Origin of the sequence: Saccharomonospora cyanea NA-134 (genome assembly GCF_000244975.1) — a bacterium.
Classification (GTDB): Bacteria; Actinomycetota; Actinomycetes; order Mycobacteriales; family Pseudonocardiaceae; genus Saccharomonospora; species Saccharomonospora cyanea.
Genome location: NZ_CM001440.1, coordinates 5,106,275 through 5,120,462, shown reverse-complemented (window position 1 = coordinate 5,120,462; position 14,188 = coordinate 5,106,275). Strand labels below are relative to the sequence as shown.

The window sequence follows — 14,188 nt, the reverse complement described above, 5'->3', positions numbered from 1 at the left end:
ACCTCCTCCGTGGCCGGAACTCCTGGGCACGCGTCACCCTCCGTGCGCCCCGGAACGGTCGTCACCGGAATGCCGGCAGGTTGCGGGAGACCCACTCGGCGAAGGGCCTCGCCGGTCGGTGGAGGACCTTCTCCACGTCGGGGCTGACCGCCTGCTCGCCGGGCAGCGGGGCACCGAGGACGTCGAGCGTGCTGCTGACGACTTCGTCAGGCATGAACCGCGCCATGCGGGCGTGCGCCTCCTCGCGGGTCAGCTCCACGAAGGTGACGTCCTCGCCCAGGGCACCGGCGATCGCTGCGGTCTGCAGGCGTGGGCTGATGGCTTCGGGCCCGGTCAGTTCGTAGGTGTGGCCCGCGCCCGCTGCCCACGACGAACTTCGGTGTGCTCGAAGTTCGCTGGCGGTGCTTGTTATCCCCTGAGGTCGAGGGTGGTGGTGCCGAGCATGGTGCGGCCACGCTCTCAGTGGCGTGAGGATGGGCAGGCTGTTCCCAATCGTGTTCGGCAATTACGGTAAAATTCTCAGCTCGATTGTTTCGGCATCGCCGATCAGCGGTACGTACTTCACGCTGATGCCTGCGCCTACCTCGTTCTTCAATTGTTGTGCGAGTTCTCTGCCTTCCTCGATCCACCTCTTTTCTTCCTGGGGATCGGCGAAGCCGAGGTTCTCGTGAGTTCGGCCATCGTAGGTTGCTTGCATTTGCTCGTCCCACTTGGTGATAGCGGTGACGAGTGCGTCACTGAGCTGGACCAGCTCAAGTGCCTCGTCAGCAGAGTAAGGATCGCTGATCGCGTACTGGTCAGTCTTTATCCACAGCGGCCCTGTCCGCCAGTCGAACATGAGTTTGATGCTGACTACTGTTTCTTCCATGTCTTCACCTTGCTCCTCGGAGAGAGCGGATTAGCTCCTACGATGAATCCGTTCTCGCTCACAGTAATGGCCACGCGTTGGACTCGGGGGCCGTATCGAACTTCGTAGACCGGCCGATCGGTCGCTGTGTAGCCGATTTCTCGTCCTTCTGTCAATGCGTTGAATACCAGGTCGACGACCTTGCTTTCCGGGATCCCACAGCCAGCGAAATCTTCTCCATGCTTCTTGATGATGTGCTGGAGGCCACGTCGGTCGTCACCCTCCTCCAGCCAAACGACCCGTTCGTCCGGAAGTCGCGCGATCCTCACCACTCGCTCCGGGCTGATCTTGTGACCTTGGCGCTGGAGCTCGGCGATCAGGGCCTGTTTCGAAGCCTCGACTGGCTTGGCATGTGGCGTGGTGGGAGAGGGCCGGGCCACTGTCGATGATGCGGTGTCCGACCGCCCGACCCCGATGTCGGCCAGGTACCGCCCGAGAACCTCGCCGAGTGCGCTGCACGTTTGCTGAACCCGGGCAAGTTCCTCGCGCGCTCGCAGCAGACCCTCGACTGCCTCAGCAAGTTCGGGCGCCGCGCTGCCGGTAGCGATGGTCCCGAGCACGTTCGCGGCCTCGTCGAGGCAGCCGCTCGCTTCCTGCAATGCAGGTGTCGGCCGCAGGGCCAGCACACGATCGACCGCAGAGGCCAGGTCACTGACCGACATTGACCCCCCAGATGCTCGAATGCGCGGCGATCTTCGCATCGAGCCGCTGGGTTGGTCGGCTCTTTGGAAGACCCTCACTCTTCCGGGGGGAGGGGTATGGACGGCCTTTCGTCGTGCGTGGAAGTTCCGTCCGTCCCGGCCTGTGCGCTCGCGGGGAGGCTCAACGGAAGCTGACGAAACTACGCAGCGGCGTTCTCAGGTCGTGGATCTCGGTGAACCCGAGTGATTCGTAGAACACGCGCTGGCCTGGCTCGGCGTCGATGAGCAGGACGCGCTGCCGGACACCGGGGTAAAGGTCGAGCAGCGTCGTGACGAGCTTGCGTCCGACGCCGTGTCGTTGACAGTCCGGGTGGACGAGGACGTCCTGGACGTAGACGGTGCTCGCCCCGTCCGACACCGACCGCGCCAGCCCGACGAGTCACGCTTCCTGTCGGGCGGTGACGACGCGGTGCGATCCGGCGAGTGCGCGTACGAGGGAGTCGGGATTCCGCGTGTAGGCCGACCAGCCGGCCGAGCCGTACAGCGCCGCGACCTCCCGGCCGTCGAGCGAGCCGGAGTCCTCGGCCGCCACGGTGATCATGGGCTGAAGCCTATGCCCGCCGACCGGCGCTGGTGACCTGCCCCGCCGCCTGCCCGTCGTGGTTCAATCTTTGACGGATCGATAGGCGAAGGGGTGGACGTGGCTAGGCTCGGAGAACTGGAGCGCGCGGTGATGGAGGTGCTCTGGGCACGCGACGAACCCGTCAGTGTGCGTGCCGTTCACGCCGCGCTCGGTGATCGCGGGCTCGCCTACACCACCGTGATGACGGTCCTGACCCGGTTGACGGGCAAGGGAGTCGTGCGGCGCAGCCGGGAGGGCCGCGCGTGGCTGTACCGGCCCGCGGCCGGGCGGGAGGCCTACGTCGCCGAGCTGATGCTCGAAGCGCTGGAGTTGAGCGGCGACCGTGGTTCCGCGCTGGTGCACTTCGCGAACTCGGTGACCAGCGACGAGGCCGACGCGCTGCGCAAGGCGTTGCTCAGCGGGGACGCGGCCCCGGAGGCCGAGCGGCAGGGCGAGCAGACGTGATCCTCGTCGGGCATCAGGTCGCGGCGGCGGCCGTCGCCGTCGCGGTGATGGTGTGGTTGTTGCGGAGCCGCTGGACCCATGCCCACCCGCGACCGGCCCTGGTGTTGTGGCAGATCAGCGGATTGACGTTCGTGATCTCCACGGTGGGGATCCTGCTCGGGTTCGGGCTCGCCCCGTTCCGCCAGGGGTTCTTCCCCGCGTTGCTCGACCTGCCGGGCCGGTGGTCGGAGCTCGACGCCTGGCACCTGGCCGCCGTCGCCGCCGGGCTGCTGCTGGGGGCGTGGCTCGTGGTGAACCAGCTCCTGTCCTTCCGCAGCACGGCGCGCGCGAGGGCGCGGCACCGGCTGCTGTTGCAGCTCGTGGCGCAGCCGAACTCGGACGCGCTCGTGGTGGACCACCCGATCGCGGTGGCCTACTGCGTGCCGGGCAGGCACCCCCGCATCGTGGTCAGCGCGGGAGCGCGACGCCTGCTCAGCGAGGTGGAACTGGACGCCGTCCTCGCCCACGAACGCGCCCACGCGCGTGAGCGCCACGACCTCGTGATCGCGCCCTTCCAGGCGTTGCGACGACTGCTTCCGTCCAGCCGGGTGCTGACCCGCGTGTGTTCCACCATCGAGCTGCTCGTGGAGATGTGCGCCGACGACAGGGCCGCCCGGCAGCACGGCCGTGAACCGTTGGCGAGCGCGTTGGAGCGGTTCCACGCCAACGGCGCGGCGGGCACCCCGGCGGGGGCGTTGGCCGTCGCGGGGGCCGCCGCGCACGTCGAGGCGCGTATCCGCAGGTTGCGGCAGCCGGAGCGAACGGCGTTCCCGTGGGTGTGGCCGCTGGCGTGTGCGTTGCTGTTGGTCGCGCTCGCGACTTCGGTGAGCATCTTCGCTGTGCCGCTCCGTTAGTTACTACAACATGTAGTATCTTGCCGCCATGAACATCGTTTACGACATTCTGGTCGTTCTGCACCTGCTCGGCATGGCCCTCATCGTCGCCGGTGTGGTGATGCGCCTGACCGCGGCACAGTCGCCCAGCGGCATGGTGCTCATGTCCGGCGCGGGCGCGCAGGTGCTCACGGGTGTGGCCCTCACCGGGATCGCCTCGGCCGGACTGGTGGACAACGAGGTCGACAACACCAAGATCGCGGTCAAGCTCGGCATCGCGGTGATCGTGCTGGTGCTCGCGCACATCCTCTGGCGCAGGCCGCAGGGCGCGCAGGGGCTGTTCTACACCCTCGCCGGGTTGACACTGGTCAACATCGGTGTCGCGGTGTTCTGGTGAGCGCGAGCCACCGTCGCGGCTGACCCGACTTCAACCACCGCGGACGTGGTGATCGAAGTCGGGTCGAACCATGCGGTCCCTCGTCCTGGAACTCGCTAGGACTCGGCCGACACGGGATCAGCCCGTGCAGGTCAGCGTCGCGTGACCCCAGTCGGCGTAGTCCCACGAGGAGGTGCCGTCGGCGTCCTCGGCGATGAACCGCACCGTGTCGGCACCGTCGATGTCGGCCACGACCGGCACAGCTCGGTCGCCCTGCCGGACCACGTCGCTGCGGTAAGCCTCCCGGCCGTCGGCCTCGACGACGAAGACGACGTCCCCGAGGTCGTCGCCGGGGAGGGGGCGTCGTTGCGACCCCTGGGGGATGTCGTCGTCCAGCCCGACCTCCGCGGTCAGCAACGAGCACCGTCCGCCCGTGTAGACGGTGGCCGAGGCAGGTGCCAGCATGCCGATTCCGTGTTCGTAGGTCTTTCCGCCGATCGTGATCGCTCCGCGGTCGGCGGGCGCCGGTCCGCCGTTGGTGCGGTCGCGTTCGACCGGACCGTGGGTGTTGGTCTCGGTCAGGAACGGCAGGTCGGAGACGCGGGTCTCGCCGTTCGGAGCCGTGGCGACCTCCACGTCGAGGGTCGTTCGGGCCAGTTCCCGCCCGGCCCTGTCCCGTGCCAGGACGCCGACCCGGGCGTTGCCGGAGGTCTTCGATGCCCTCAGAGTCCAGCTCAGCTTCTCCCGCTCTCCCGCGGTGACCGGGCCGACGGAGCGTGTCGTCCCTTCTTCGGTCTTCCAGCCGTCCGGCAGGGTGAGTTCGACGGTCGCCCCACCGAGCGTCCCGTTGCCGATGTGGGCCACCGAGGCGGTGACGTCCACCGTCTCGCCCGGCTGCACGGCCTCGACGGCTGTCTCCAGGGTGAGCGTCGTCCGCCCACGACCGCGGTCGGCCCTCTCGACTGTCAATTCGTTGATCACACTGCCGCTGCGCGCGTCGCGCGCGCGGACGACGGCACCCTCGGGGCCGGTGGTGACCTGGATGTACTGGTGGTTCAGCACCGCGCCGGTGTCCACCGCGGTGAAGCCGTCTGGGTGGCCGCCGGGAACCCGCACCCGGGTGGCCCACCAGTCCCGGCTGATGTCGGCGTGGGTGTGGGAGGAGAAGAGGACCGCCTGGGGATGGTCACCGAGGATCTCACGGATCTCCTCTTCCATCAGGTGGTAACGGCCCGCGTCACCGTCCGACTGGGTCACGGTGTCGGACAACGGGTAGTGCGCGAAGACGAAGAACGGCTTGCCGGTGCGTCCGTGATGTTCCACCCGGTCACGGAACCACGCCAGCTGCTCCGGGCCGATGTGTACGTGGTCGTCGAGGTTCGGGTCCTCCCACCACATCAACTGGTCGGGTCCGATCCCGATCAGGGGAACGCCGTCGACGACCACCTCGCCGTAGACCCTGTCGCGCCCGGCGAAGTCGGAGAAGGTGCCGTAGAGGTCCTCGGGTGTGAAACCGTTGGGCCAGGTGGGCTGGCACAGCGTCTGCTGGTCACACCAGGCAGGCGCGTACGCCTCGTGATTGCCGAACGTGGCCAGCAGCGGCTGGTCGCGGTCGTGATCGTCCATGACCGCGCGGACAGCGTCGTACTCCTCGGCGTATCCGCGGTCGACGATGTCGCCGTTGATCACCGTGGCGGCGGAACCGGGTGCGGCCCGCTCGGCGTCGGTGAGCACCGCGTCCCAGTCGTCGAGGTGACCCTGGATGTCACTGAAGACGTCGAAAGTGGTCGTGCCCGGATCACCGGGCTGGTGGTTCACCGGGGAGCCGCCGGGCTGTGCCGGACCCGAGGCTGCGGCGATGCCGGACGGGGCCAGCAGGGTCGCGCCGATGATCAGGGCGGACAGAGCATGAGGCAGAGAGGTTCGGGCTCGGCCCGCTCTGGAGGTGTGTTGTCGGGGCATACGACCAGCGTGTAGCAGCTGTGGGGCCAATCACCGACATCGAAGCGATCCACTTCGTTCGCTCAGGTGAACGAAGAGAAGCCGTCCCGTCAGCCGAGCCGGCGTCGAGAGCGCGTCGCACGCGAGGAGCTCCGCGAACGAACCGGACGCGCCACCACACCTACCGTCGCGGCGCGGTGCGGCGCAACCACAACAGCCCGAAGACGGGCAGCACCAGGGGAATGAAGAGATAGCCCATCCCGTAGTTGGACCACACGGTCGCGTCGGGGAAGGCGTCGGGCAGCAGCAGACTGGCTGTGCCGATCACGAGCACACCCGTCATCTCGAAGGCGCACGCCGTCACGGCGACGCGCCACCACCCGACACCCCGTTTCGCCAGCGCCAGGGTGGCGAGCACGTACACCACGGCGGCGAGGGCGGACAGTGCGTAGGGCACGGGTGCCTCGTCGAAGCGGGTGGCGATCTGCGCCGCCGCCCTGGACGTGGCGCCGACGGCGAAGATCGCGTAGACGGCGATCAGCACCCGTCCCGGCCCGCTCGCGGTGGCGGGCGGGGCCGCGGTGGGCTCGGGTTCACGCTCAGGCACTTGCGCCCTCCCACACCTGGTACATCCGCAGGATCAGCACGGGCACGGTGACGCAGGCGACGCCCAGCACCGCCGTGCTCGACCGGGTGCGTTCGGCCAGCGCCCACACCGTGCCCAGCGGCAGTACCAGCAGCACTCCGACCAGGTAGGCGAGGAAGGTGACCATGCTGCCGGGGCGTTGCCCCGAGACCAGCAGCACCACGGAGATCACCACCTGGACGAGCAGCAGCGCCTCCACGGCGGCGAGGCCGAACAGCAGGGAGCGCGTGGGCGGCCGGTTGACGGCCACGAGCACGAAGCTCCAGACGGCGACCGCGAGCGCGCAGACCGCGATCGCGACGGCGAACCCACTGATCACTGGCCCTCCCGATGTCTACGACCAGTCGTAGGATACGGGGCGGGCCCTCGGGATCTTCAGCTGACCATCAGCCTCTTCAGCGCTTCCCGCAGCTCACCGGTGATCTCCACGGGACGCCGTGTCTCCCGGTCGACGAAGACGTGCACGAAGTGTCCCTGTGCCACCAGGTCCGAGGCGTCCTCACGGTGCAGGCCGACCTCGTAGCGCACGCTCGACCGGCCGAGGTGGCCCACCCGAAGTCCCACGGACAGTTTCTCCGGGTACGACACCGAGGCGTGGTAGTTGCAGTGCGACTCGACGCACAGCCCGATGACGCCGCCGCCGTGGATGTCGAGACCACCCTGCCCGATCAGCCAGTTGTTGATCACCGTGTCCATGAAGGAGTAGTGAACGACGTTGTTGACGTGCCCGTAGACGTCGTTGTCCTTCCATCGGGTCGGCACGATCTCCCAATGCGCGTAGCTCACCGCTGCAGACTCTCATGATCGCCCGGTCGGCGGCGAGACCACGCGGACGACTTCACGACCGGTGATCGTGCTGATCACAGCAGCAGCACGATCCTCGGTCTCTTGCCGGACTCCGCACTCGCGGCCGGGCCGTCTCGGATACGGTTTGCGCGTGCCGAGACTGGGTGGAGGAACGCGATGACGAGCACCGTGCCGCGTGGCGGCCCCGAGGCCGCCGTGGCGCGCGCCGGCTCGGAACCGCCTGCGAACCGCGGTCCGAGGTCGGGACTCGCCGGGCTGCTCGATCTCCCTGCCGAGCTGGTGCGCGGTATGGCACGGTCGGCGGCCACGACGCCGGGCAAGCTCTCGCTCGTCGGTGTCGGCATCGTGGTTCTCTCGCTGCTCACCGGACTGGTCGGCACCCTGTCGATGCAGAGCCGTGACGACAGCGTGGACACGCTCGTCGAGCACAGGGAACCACTCGCCGCGGCCGCCCAGGAGGTGTACCGGTCGCTGTCCGACGCCGACGCCACGGCCGCCACGGCGTTTCTGACGCCGGGGACCGAGCCCGCGGCTCTGCGCGAACGCTATGCGACCGACATCGCCAAGGCGGGTGCGGCGCTGGCGAAGGCGGCGTCCGACTCCGCGGGCATCCCGGAGGCCGCCGAACAGGTCGACATCCTCAGCAGGCAGTTGCCGGTCTACACCGGCCTCATCGCCACCGCCAAGGCCAACGACCGCCAGGGCTACCCCGTCGGCGCGGCCTACCTGCGGGAGGCGTCCGAGCTGCTGCGCTCCACCATCCTGCCCGCCGCGGAGGAGCTCTACGACATCAACGCGCGCAGGCTCGCCGACGAACAGGACGACGCGACGGGCTTCCCGTGGTTCGTCGCCCTGGCGCTGGCGGCTCTCGTCGGCGCTCTCGGCTACGCCCAGGTCTATGTGAAACGCAAGACGAACCGGGTGTTCAACGTCGGTCTCCTGGTGTCCTCGGGCGCGGTGGCACTGCTGGTGTTGTGGACGGCCGTGGCGCTGATCATCCAGGGCGTGTACGCGGGCAGTGGTCGTGAGGACGGCACGGAGCAGGCCGACCGGCTGGTCCGTGCGCGCATCGCCGCTCTCCAGGCCCGTGCCGACGAGACCCTCGCCCTGGTCGCTCGGGGCGGGGGCGAGGAGTACGAGCAGGGCTTCACCGAGCAGTTCCGGCGGTTCGCGGGGGTCGACGGGCGCGGTGGTCTCCTCGGCGAGGCCATCGCCGAGACCGAGTCGGACACGTCCCTGCGGGCCGCCGCCGACCACGCGGCGGCCTGGCTGGACGCCCACGGTCGGGTGCGTCAACTCGACGACGGCGGCGAGCACCGCCAGGCGGTGCTGCTCGCGATCGACGGCACGGACGAGCGCAGCCCCGCCACGGCTTTCGGCCGGGTCGACAGCGAACTCGCCGCGTCGATCGACTCGGCGAGGCGGGACTTCGTGGAGAACACCTCCGCCGCTGCCGGTGCGCTCACCCTGCTCGCCCCCGCCTACGCACTGCTGTCGGTCATCGCCGCGCTCGGCGCCACACTCGGTATTCGCGAACGTCTGCGGGAGTATCGCTGATGACAACCCGGACCCGGACCCGAGGCGGCCTGCTGGCGTCGCTGCTCGCCGTGGCGCTGGCGGGCTGCTCGACGGTCACGCAACCCGTCGATCCCGCACCGGTCGGCTCGGTGCGGCAGCCGATGCCGGCCAACACGAAGATCGATCCGGAACTCGGCGCGGCCGGTGCCGTCGACGACGACTGTGACCCCACCGCGAGTCTGCCGCCCGACTCCTCCATCCCGGCCTCCTCGACGATGGCCGAGATCAGGCAGCGTGGTCACCTGATCGCGGGGGTCGACCAGAACACGTTCCTCTTCGGCTTCTCCGATCCCGAGACCGGTGAGCTGCACGGGTTCGACATCGACATCGCCAGGGAGATCGCGCGAGCTCTCTTCGGTGATCCCGACGCCGTCCGGTTCAAGGCCATCTCCTCCGCCGAGCGGGTCGATGCGCTCGCAAACGGTGACGTGGACATCGTCGTGCGTACGTTCTCCATCACGTGCGAACGCCTCGAACAGATCAACTTCTCGACGGTGTACTACGTGGCGGGGCAGCGCGTGCTCGTGAGTGCCGACTCCACGGCGCGCGACATCTCCGACCTCGGGGGCAAGCGCGTGTGCGCGACCCGCGACTCGACGTCGCTGCGGAACATCGCGAACAGCACGCCGAAGCCCATCCCGGTGGCCGTCGACGACTGGTCCGACTGCCTGGTGCTGCTCCAGCAGGGTCAGGTCGCGGCGGTGTCGACCGACGACACGATCCTCGCGGGCATGCGCGCACAGGACCGGACCGGCACGAAGATCGTCGGCGACCGGTTCACCGAGGAGTACTACGGGATCGGTGTCCCCAAGGACAACGAGGACATGGTGCGGTACGTGAACTCGGTGCTGGAGAGGGTCCGTGGCGGCGCGTGGCAGGAGAGCTACAACCGCTGGCTGCGCGAGGACCTGGGGGCCGCCTCCCCGCCCAGCCCCAAGTACCGGTGAGACCTTTCGGAGGTAGCAGTGTCGGATGAGCCACGCCGTCCTCGGCATGCCGCGCCGGACGAGGCCGGTGTTCCGACCGGCCGGCCGGATGCGTCCCCGGGGTCACACCGGGACGGGCAGAGGCCACCTCAGCACGCCCGTCCACCACACGTGCCCGAAGCGCGTGAGGTGCAGGCCCAGCAGCAGGTACCCCCGCAGCCTCCGGGGCCGCAGCCGACGAGTGTGCTCGCGGGCAAGGCACCCGCGACGACGTTCATCGCGCCGCCGAAGCCACCGGCCGAACCCAGCACGCCGCAGGAACTTCCCGATCCGGGCACGGAGAGTGTGCTGCCGCGCAGCACGAGCGGCTCGATCTCGACGGGCACCGGCACCGGGACCGGGACGGGTACCGGGACCGGCACTGGAACCGGGACGGGCACCGGAACCGGCACCGGAAGTTACCCGGGTAGGTCGCGCCGGACGTCGTCGCGCAAGTCGCGGCGAGGTCGGCTCGGCGCCGGGCTCGTGGACGTGCCCGCCGTGCCCTACCGCGACCCGGCCGAGGCCGTGCTGGAGAACCCGGTCGTCTCGGAGGAGAAACGGTACTGCGGCAACTGCGGTACGAAGGTCGGCCGTGGGCGCGACGGCGTGCCCGGACGTCCCGAAGGCACGTGCGACAAGTGCGGCACGCGTTTTTCGTTCCTGCCGAAGCTGCGACCGCACGAGATGGTCGGCGGCCAGTACGAGGTGCTCGGCGCGCTGGCGTACGGCGGCCTCGGGTGGATCTACCTCGCCAAGGACCACAACGTCAGCGGGCGCTGGGTGGTCCTGAAAGGACTCATCAACACCGGCGACGCCAACGCCGTCGCCGCGGCGGTGAACGAGACCAAGTTCCTCGCCGAGGTCGAGCACCCGAACATCGTCAAGATCTACAACTTCGTCGAGCACCCGGACCCGGACACCGGCAACTCCGTCGGCTACATCGTGATGGAGTACGTCGGCGGGCAGTCGCTGCGGCAGCTCGCGCTGGAACACCACAAACGCAGCGGCCGGGCGGAGCCGCTGCCGATCGCGCAGGTCATCGCCTACGGGCTGGAGATCCTCCCGGCGCTGGGCTACCTCCACAACCAGGGGCTGCTGTACTGCGACCTCAAGCCGGACAACGTCATCCAGACGCACGAGCAGTTGAAGCTGATCGACCTCGGTGCCGTGCGGCGCATGGACGACTACGAGAGCCCGCTGTTCTTCACCAGCGGGTACAGCGCTCCGGAGCTGGCCACGCACGGTGCCTCGGTGGCGTCGGACCTGTTCACCGTCGGGCGCACGCTGGCGGTGCTGAGCTTCGAGTTCACCGGCTACACCAGCAAGTACAAGACCACGCTGCCCGGCAGGGACGAGGTCCCGCTGTTCCGGCTCTTCGACAGCTACTACCGGTTCCTGCGCAGGGCCACGCACGTCGATCCCGACCGTCGGTTCATCTCCGCGGAGGACATGACCGACCAGCTCACGGGCGTGTTGCGCGAGATCCTCGCGATGGGCACCGGCAAGCCGAGGCCGGGCGCGTCCAGGGTGTTCGGTCCGGAGACCAACACGTTCGGTGTCGACCTGGTGGTTCCCGAACGCGGCGGGCGTTCCCCGCTGCCCGATCCCGACGAGGTGGTCGCGGGGCTGCCCATCCCGCAGGTGGACACCGACGACCCCGGCGCGGGGGTGCTGGCCACGCTGCTGTCGGCGGGGCCGCAGACCGCGATCACGGCGCTGGCGAACGCGCCGAGGGAGTCGATCGAGGTCCGGCTGCGGATCGTCAGGGCCCGCATCGAGCTGGGCGAGCTCGTGGAGGCACACCGGCAGTTGCAGGCCGCGCAGTACCTCGCCATCAAGTCGGGCTTCCCGCACGACTGGCGGGTCGACTGGTACAAGGGGCTGATCGAACTCGCCGGAGGACGGTCGAGGGTGGCCCACGTGGCGTTCGAGGCCGTGTACGACGAGCTTCCCGGTGAGATCGCGCCGAAGCTCGCCCTGGCCGTGACCGCCGAGGCGGTGGGGGACTACTTCAAGGCGTCGCGGCTGTACGAGCTGGTGTGGCGCACGGACCGGTCCTACGTCAGTGCCGCCTTCGGGCTAGCGCGCGTGTACCTGGCGCAGGGCGGCCGCCAGAGCGCCATCGAGGTGCTGGAATCGGTGCCCGCGTCGTCGACGCACCACGTGGCCGCCCAGGTGGCGGCCATCAAGATCAAGACGCGGTTCGTGGAAGGCGCCCACCAGATCACCGAGGCCGACCTCGTGCACGCTGCCGCGCAGCTCGGCCGCCTGGATCTCGACGTCGAACGCAGGACGCGTCTGGAGGCGGAGGTGCTGGAGGCGGCGTTCGACTGGTTGCGTGCGGGGCAGCAGGCCGGCGCGGGCACCATGATCTTCGGCAGCCCACTCGCCGAACGCGATCTCCGGTTCGCGCTGGAGCGCCGCTACCGCACTCTGGCGCGGTTGGCGGACGACTCGCAGACGCGGATCGCCCTGGTCGACCGGGCCAACGCGGTCCGCCCGCGCACGCTCACGTGAGCCGGCGACTCACGCGCGGCGCAGCTCGACGATCGTGATGTCCGGGGGTGCCCCCACTCGCACGGGCGGGCCCCAGAACCCCGCCCCGCGCGTGACGTACATCTTCGTGTTCTCACGCTGGTAGAACCCGGCCACGGCGCCCTGCTGGAGGCTGACGGCCAGTTCGAAGGGGGAGAGTTGGCCGCCGTGGGTGTGCCCGGCCAGCATCAGGTCCACGTCGTGGCGCACCGCGTCGTCGAAGTCGACGGGTTGGTGGGCGAGCAGCACGACGGCCCGCTCGGTGTCCCGTCCCGCGAGTGCCTCGCCGACGTCCCCGGGGTCCTGCCACTGGTAGCCGGTGGCGTCGTTGATGCCCGCGAGGTCGAACACACCGCCCCGGTGCCGGATCTCCACGCGTTCGTTGCGCAGCGGCCGGATGCCGAGCTCCGGCACGAAGTCGATCCACTGCTGGTAGCCGACGTAGTACTCGTGGTTGCCGGTGACGAGGAAGGTGCCGTGCGTGCTGCGGAGATCCGCCAGCGGCGCGGCCGCGTCGGCGAGGTCGGCCACGTCGCCGTCCACGAGGTCGCCCGCGATGCCGACGACGTCGACGTTCTCGGCGTTCACCAGGTCGACGATCCGCTGGGTGAACGACCGGCCGATGATGGGTCCGAGGTGCACGTCACTGATCAACGCGATGCGGCAGCCCTCGACGCGCGGGTCGAGTCTGCGCAGTGTGATCGGCACGCGCGTGATCGTCGGCGGACCCATCGCCACGCCTGCGCCGTAGCCCACCAGGCCGAGCGAGACCACACCGGCGAGTGCCGCCGAACCCCGCGACAGTGCGGTCCTGCGGGAGACGCGCGGCGCCCGCGCCGGGGCCGCTCCGGGTGCGCCGACCGACTCGGTGTCCGTGTCCGTGTCCGTGTTCGGGGCCGCGGGGTCGCCGGTGTCCTCGCGCAGCCACCTGCGAAGGGCCAGCCGCGGCAACTCCAGCACGAGCAGGGCCAGCAGCAGGTAGAAGAACATGGCCAGCCACAGGTAGCCGGGCCAGGCGAACCATCGGGCGATGTCCGGTGACACGCTCGTACCGAGTGACAACGCCGCGACCATCAGTGTCACGCACACCGCGAGCGCGATCGTGCCCACCCGGCGGGCCCGGCTCCCGGGCCGGGTCGTGTCCTTGACCAGCCGTTTCCAGAGGTAGAGGTGGACGACGATGATCAGGACGCTGAGGACGGCGAAGAACATCAGGGGTTGATGTCCCAGTCGGAGTGGCGCTCGCCGAGTTCCTGCAACTGTTCGACGTCACCGTGTTCGATGAAGTGCTCCACACCGACGGTGACGAACAACGCCCGCGCCTCGACCGCCAGTGGGCCGTCGGAAGCGTCGAGCCTGCCCTCGGCGCTGACGTAGACCTTGCGGCCCGCGACGCCGTCGAGCTTCGTGGTGATGTACAGCGTCGATCCCACGGGCACCGGCTGGCGGAAGTCGGTTTCGAGCTTGGCGGTCACCACGGGAACGCGCAGCAGATGGCCCGCCGCGGTACCCAGCGCCTCGTCGAACGCACACGTCAGCAGACCACCGTGGGCGAGTCCCGGCGCACCCTGATGACCCTTGGTGACGGTGAACGTCGAGACCACCACGTGGCCGTCGCCGACGGTCGAGCGGATACGCAGCCCGGACTCCACTTCGTCGCCGCAGCCGAAGCAGTGGCTGTAGTGCACGGGCAGTTCGGCGCCCGGTGAGGGCGCGTCCGGGTGCGGAGCCGGAACCTCCACCTCGACGGGAGGCCAGTTCTGTGCGATTGCGCTCACGGTCATCACGCTAACCGGGGCCTGCGAGAAAAACGTGGCGGTGGTCGCGTAA

17 protein-coding genes are annotated in these 14,188 nt (G+C 69.2%); 6 read left to right on the top strand and 11 right to left on the bottom strand.

The window, feature by feature from the left end; translation table 11 throughout:
- Window positions 1–61: 61 nt before the first annotated feature.
- The 5 genes from SACCYDRAFT_RS23905 to SACCYDRAFT_RS27090 all read right to left on the bottom strand — a co-directional run bounded on the left by SACCYDRAFT_RS23905 (window position 62) and on the right by SACCYDRAFT_RS27090 (window position 2,149).
- Window positions 62–505, bottom strand: coding sequence for a Rossmann-fold NAD(P)-binding domain-containing protein (locus SACCYDRAFT_RS23905; protein ID WP_198284963.1), 444 nt, complete (start codon window positions 503–505; stop codon window positions 62–64).
- Window positions 506–868 (bottom strand): hypothetical protein, encoded by a 363-nt coding sequence (locus SACCYDRAFT_RS23900; protein ID WP_005460153.1) that lies wholly within the window; start codon window positions 866–868, stop codon window positions 506–508.
- Window positions 853–1,569 (bottom strand): hypothetical protein, encoded by a 717-nt coding sequence (locus SACCYDRAFT_RS26150; protein WP_005460152.1) that lies wholly within the window; start codon window positions 1,567–1,569, stop codon window positions 853–855. The genes SACCYDRAFT_RS23900 and SACCYDRAFT_RS26150 overlap by 16 nt, the downstream gene beginning before the upstream one ends.
- 160 nt (window positions 1,570–1,729) lie before the next feature.
- Window positions 1,730–1,978, bottom strand: a complete 249-nt coding sequence (locus SACCYDRAFT_RS27095; RefSeq protein WP_332306978.1) for a GNAT family N-acetyltransferase — start codon at window positions 1,976–1,978, stop codon at window positions 1,730–1,732.
- 9 nt (window positions 1,979–1,987) lie between these two features.
- Complete coding sequence (locus tag SACCYDRAFT_RS27090) at window positions 1,988–2,149, bottom strand: hypothetical protein (RefSeq protein ID WP_232283736.1); 162 nt, start codon at window positions 2,147–2,149, stop codon at window positions 1,988–1,990.
- A 93-nt stretch (window positions 2,150–2,242) separates the two neighbouring features.
- On the opposite strand from SACCYDRAFT_RS27090, the gene SACCYDRAFT_RS23885 reads away from it, so the two are divergent.
- From SACCYDRAFT_RS23885 to SACCYDRAFT_RS23875, 3 genes are read left to right on the top strand one after another with little or no spacing between them, the layout of a single operon-like run.
- A complete protein-coding gene (locus SACCYDRAFT_RS23885) occupies window positions 2,243–2,635 on the top strand; it encodes a BlaI/MecI/CopY family transcriptional regulator (RefSeq protein WP_005460151.1) in 393 nt (130 codons plus the stop codon).
- A complete protein-coding gene (locus SACCYDRAFT_RS23880; protein WP_005460150.1) occupies window positions 2,632–3,528 on the top strand; it encodes a M56 family metallopeptidase in 897 nt (298 codons plus the stop codon). The genes SACCYDRAFT_RS23885 and SACCYDRAFT_RS23880 overlap by 4 nt, the downstream gene beginning before the upstream one ends.
- 28 nt (window positions 3,529–3,556) lie before the next feature.
- Window positions 3,557–3,904 carry a hypothetical protein gene (locus tag SACCYDRAFT_RS23875; RefSeq protein WP_005460149.1) on the top strand — a complete coding sequence of 116 codons (348 nt, stop codon included), beginning with the start codon at window positions 3,557–3,559 and terminating at the stop codon, window positions 3,902–3,904.
- A gap of 117 nt (window positions 3,905–4,021) precedes the next feature.
- Here the strand turns inward: SACCYDRAFT_RS23875 and SACCYDRAFT_RS23870 are convergent, their stop codons facing one another.
- From SACCYDRAFT_RS23870 to SACCYDRAFT_RS23855, 4 genes are all read right to left on the bottom strand, one after another.
- Window positions 4,022–5,845, bottom strand: coding sequence for an NPCBM/NEW2 domain-containing protein (locus SACCYDRAFT_RS23870; protein ID WP_005460148.1), 1,824 nt, complete (start codon window positions 5,843–5,845; stop codon window positions 4,022–4,024).
- Window positions 5,846–6,005: 160 nt separating this feature from the next.
- On the bottom strand, window positions 6,006–6,431 hold the full coding sequence (locus tag SACCYDRAFT_RS23865; RefSeq protein ID WP_005460147.1) for a hypothetical protein: 426 nt from the start codon (window positions 6,429–6,431) through the stop codon (window positions 6,006–6,008).
- Window positions 6,424–6,789 carry a hypothetical protein gene (locus tag SACCYDRAFT_RS23860; protein ID WP_005460146.1) on the bottom strand — a complete coding sequence of 122 codons (366 nt, stop codon included), beginning with the start codon at window positions 6,787–6,789 and terminating at the stop codon, window positions 6,424–6,426. The genes SACCYDRAFT_RS23865 and SACCYDRAFT_RS23860 overlap by 8 nt, the downstream gene beginning before the upstream one ends.
- A 56-nt stretch (window positions 6,790–6,845) precedes the next feature.
- On the bottom strand, window positions 6,846–7,256 hold the full coding sequence (locus tag SACCYDRAFT_RS23855) for an acyl-CoA thioesterase (protein ID WP_005460144.1): 411 nt from the start codon (window positions 7,254–7,256) through the stop codon (window positions 6,846–6,848).
- A gap of 177 nt (window positions 7,257–7,433) precedes the next feature.
- Here SACCYDRAFT_RS23855 and SACCYDRAFT_RS23850 point away from each other — a divergent pair, with 177 nt between their 5' ends.
- Genes SACCYDRAFT_RS23850 through SACCYDRAFT_RS23840 form a run of 3 tightly spaced genes read left to right on the top strand, consistent with a single transcriptional unit; the run spans window position 7,434 to window position 12,340 of the window.
- Window positions 7,434–8,834: a hypothetical protein gene (locus SACCYDRAFT_RS23850; protein WP_005460142.1), complete on the top strand. Its 1,401-nt coding sequence runs from the start codon at window positions 7,434–7,436 to the stop codon at window positions 8,832–8,834.
- Window positions 8,834–9,802: a glutamate ABC transporter substrate-binding protein gene (locus SACCYDRAFT_RS23845; protein ID WP_005460140.1), complete on the top strand. Its 969-nt coding sequence runs from the start codon at window positions 8,834–8,836 to the stop codon at window positions 9,800–9,802. The genes SACCYDRAFT_RS23850 and SACCYDRAFT_RS23845 overlap by 1 nt, the downstream gene beginning before the upstream one ends.
- Before the next feature lie 18 nt (window positions 9,803–9,820).
- Window positions 9,821–12,340: a serine/threonine-protein kinase gene (locus tag SACCYDRAFT_RS23840; RefSeq protein ID WP_043536872.1), complete on the top strand. Its 2,520-nt coding sequence runs from the start codon at window positions 9,821–9,823 to the stop codon at window positions 12,338–12,340.
- Window positions 12,341–12,349: 9 nt separating this feature from the next.
- Here SACCYDRAFT_RS23840 and SACCYDRAFT_RS23835 read toward each other — a convergent pair whose 3' ends face one another.
- Both SACCYDRAFT_RS23835 and SACCYDRAFT_RS23830 read right to left on the bottom strand, forming a co-directional pair.
- A complete protein-coding gene (locus SACCYDRAFT_RS23835; protein WP_005460136.1) occupies window positions 12,350–13,570 on the bottom strand; it encodes a metallophosphoesterase in 1,221 nt (406 codons plus the stop codon).
- A complete protein-coding gene (locus SACCYDRAFT_RS23830; protein ID WP_043537515.1) occupies window positions 13,570–14,136 on the bottom strand; it encodes a PaaI family thioesterase in 567 nt (188 codons plus the stop codon). Before SACCYDRAFT_RS23830 ends, SACCYDRAFT_RS23835 begins: the two co-directional genes overlap by 1 nt.
- Window positions 14,137–14,188: the final 52 nt, after the last annotated feature.

What these genes read in the sequence shown, in the direction of transcription:
- SACCYDRAFT_RS23900 (WP_005460153.1), bottom strand. Translation starts at nt 868, where the DNA reads ATGGAAGAAACAGTAGTCAGCATCAAACTCATGTTCGACTGGCGGACA.
- SACCYDRAFT_RS26150 (WP_005460152.1), bottom strand. Translation starts at nt 1,569, where the DNA reads ATGTCGGTCAGTGACCTGGCCTCTGCGGTCGATCGTGTGCTGGCCCTG.
- SACCYDRAFT_RS27090 (WP_232283736.1), bottom strand. Translation starts at nt 2,149, where the DNA reads ATGATCACCGTGGCGGCCGAGGACTCCGGCTCGCTCGACGGCCGGGAG.
- SACCYDRAFT_RS23875 (WP_005460149.1), top strand. Translation starts at nt 3,557, where the DNA reads ATGAACATCGTTTACGACATTCTGGTCGTTCTGCACCTGCTCGGCATG.
- SACCYDRAFT_RS23870 (WP_005460148.1), bottom strand. Translation starts at nt 5,845, where the DNA reads ATGCCCCGACAACACACCTCCAGAGCGGGCCGAGCCCGAACCTCTCTG.
- SACCYDRAFT_RS23850 (WP_005460142.1), top strand. Translation starts at nt 7,434, where the DNA reads ATGACGAGCACCGTGCCGCGTGGCGGCCCCGAGGCCGCCGTGGCGCGC.
- SACCYDRAFT_RS23845 (WP_005460140.1), top strand. Translation starts at nt 8,834, where the DNA reads ATGACAACCCGGACCCGGACCCGAGGCGGCCTGCTGGCGTCGCTGCTC.
- SACCYDRAFT_RS23835 (WP_005460136.1), bottom strand. Translation starts at nt 13,570, where the DNA reads ATGTTCTTCGCCGTCCTCAGCGTCCTGATCATCGTCGTCCACCTCTAC.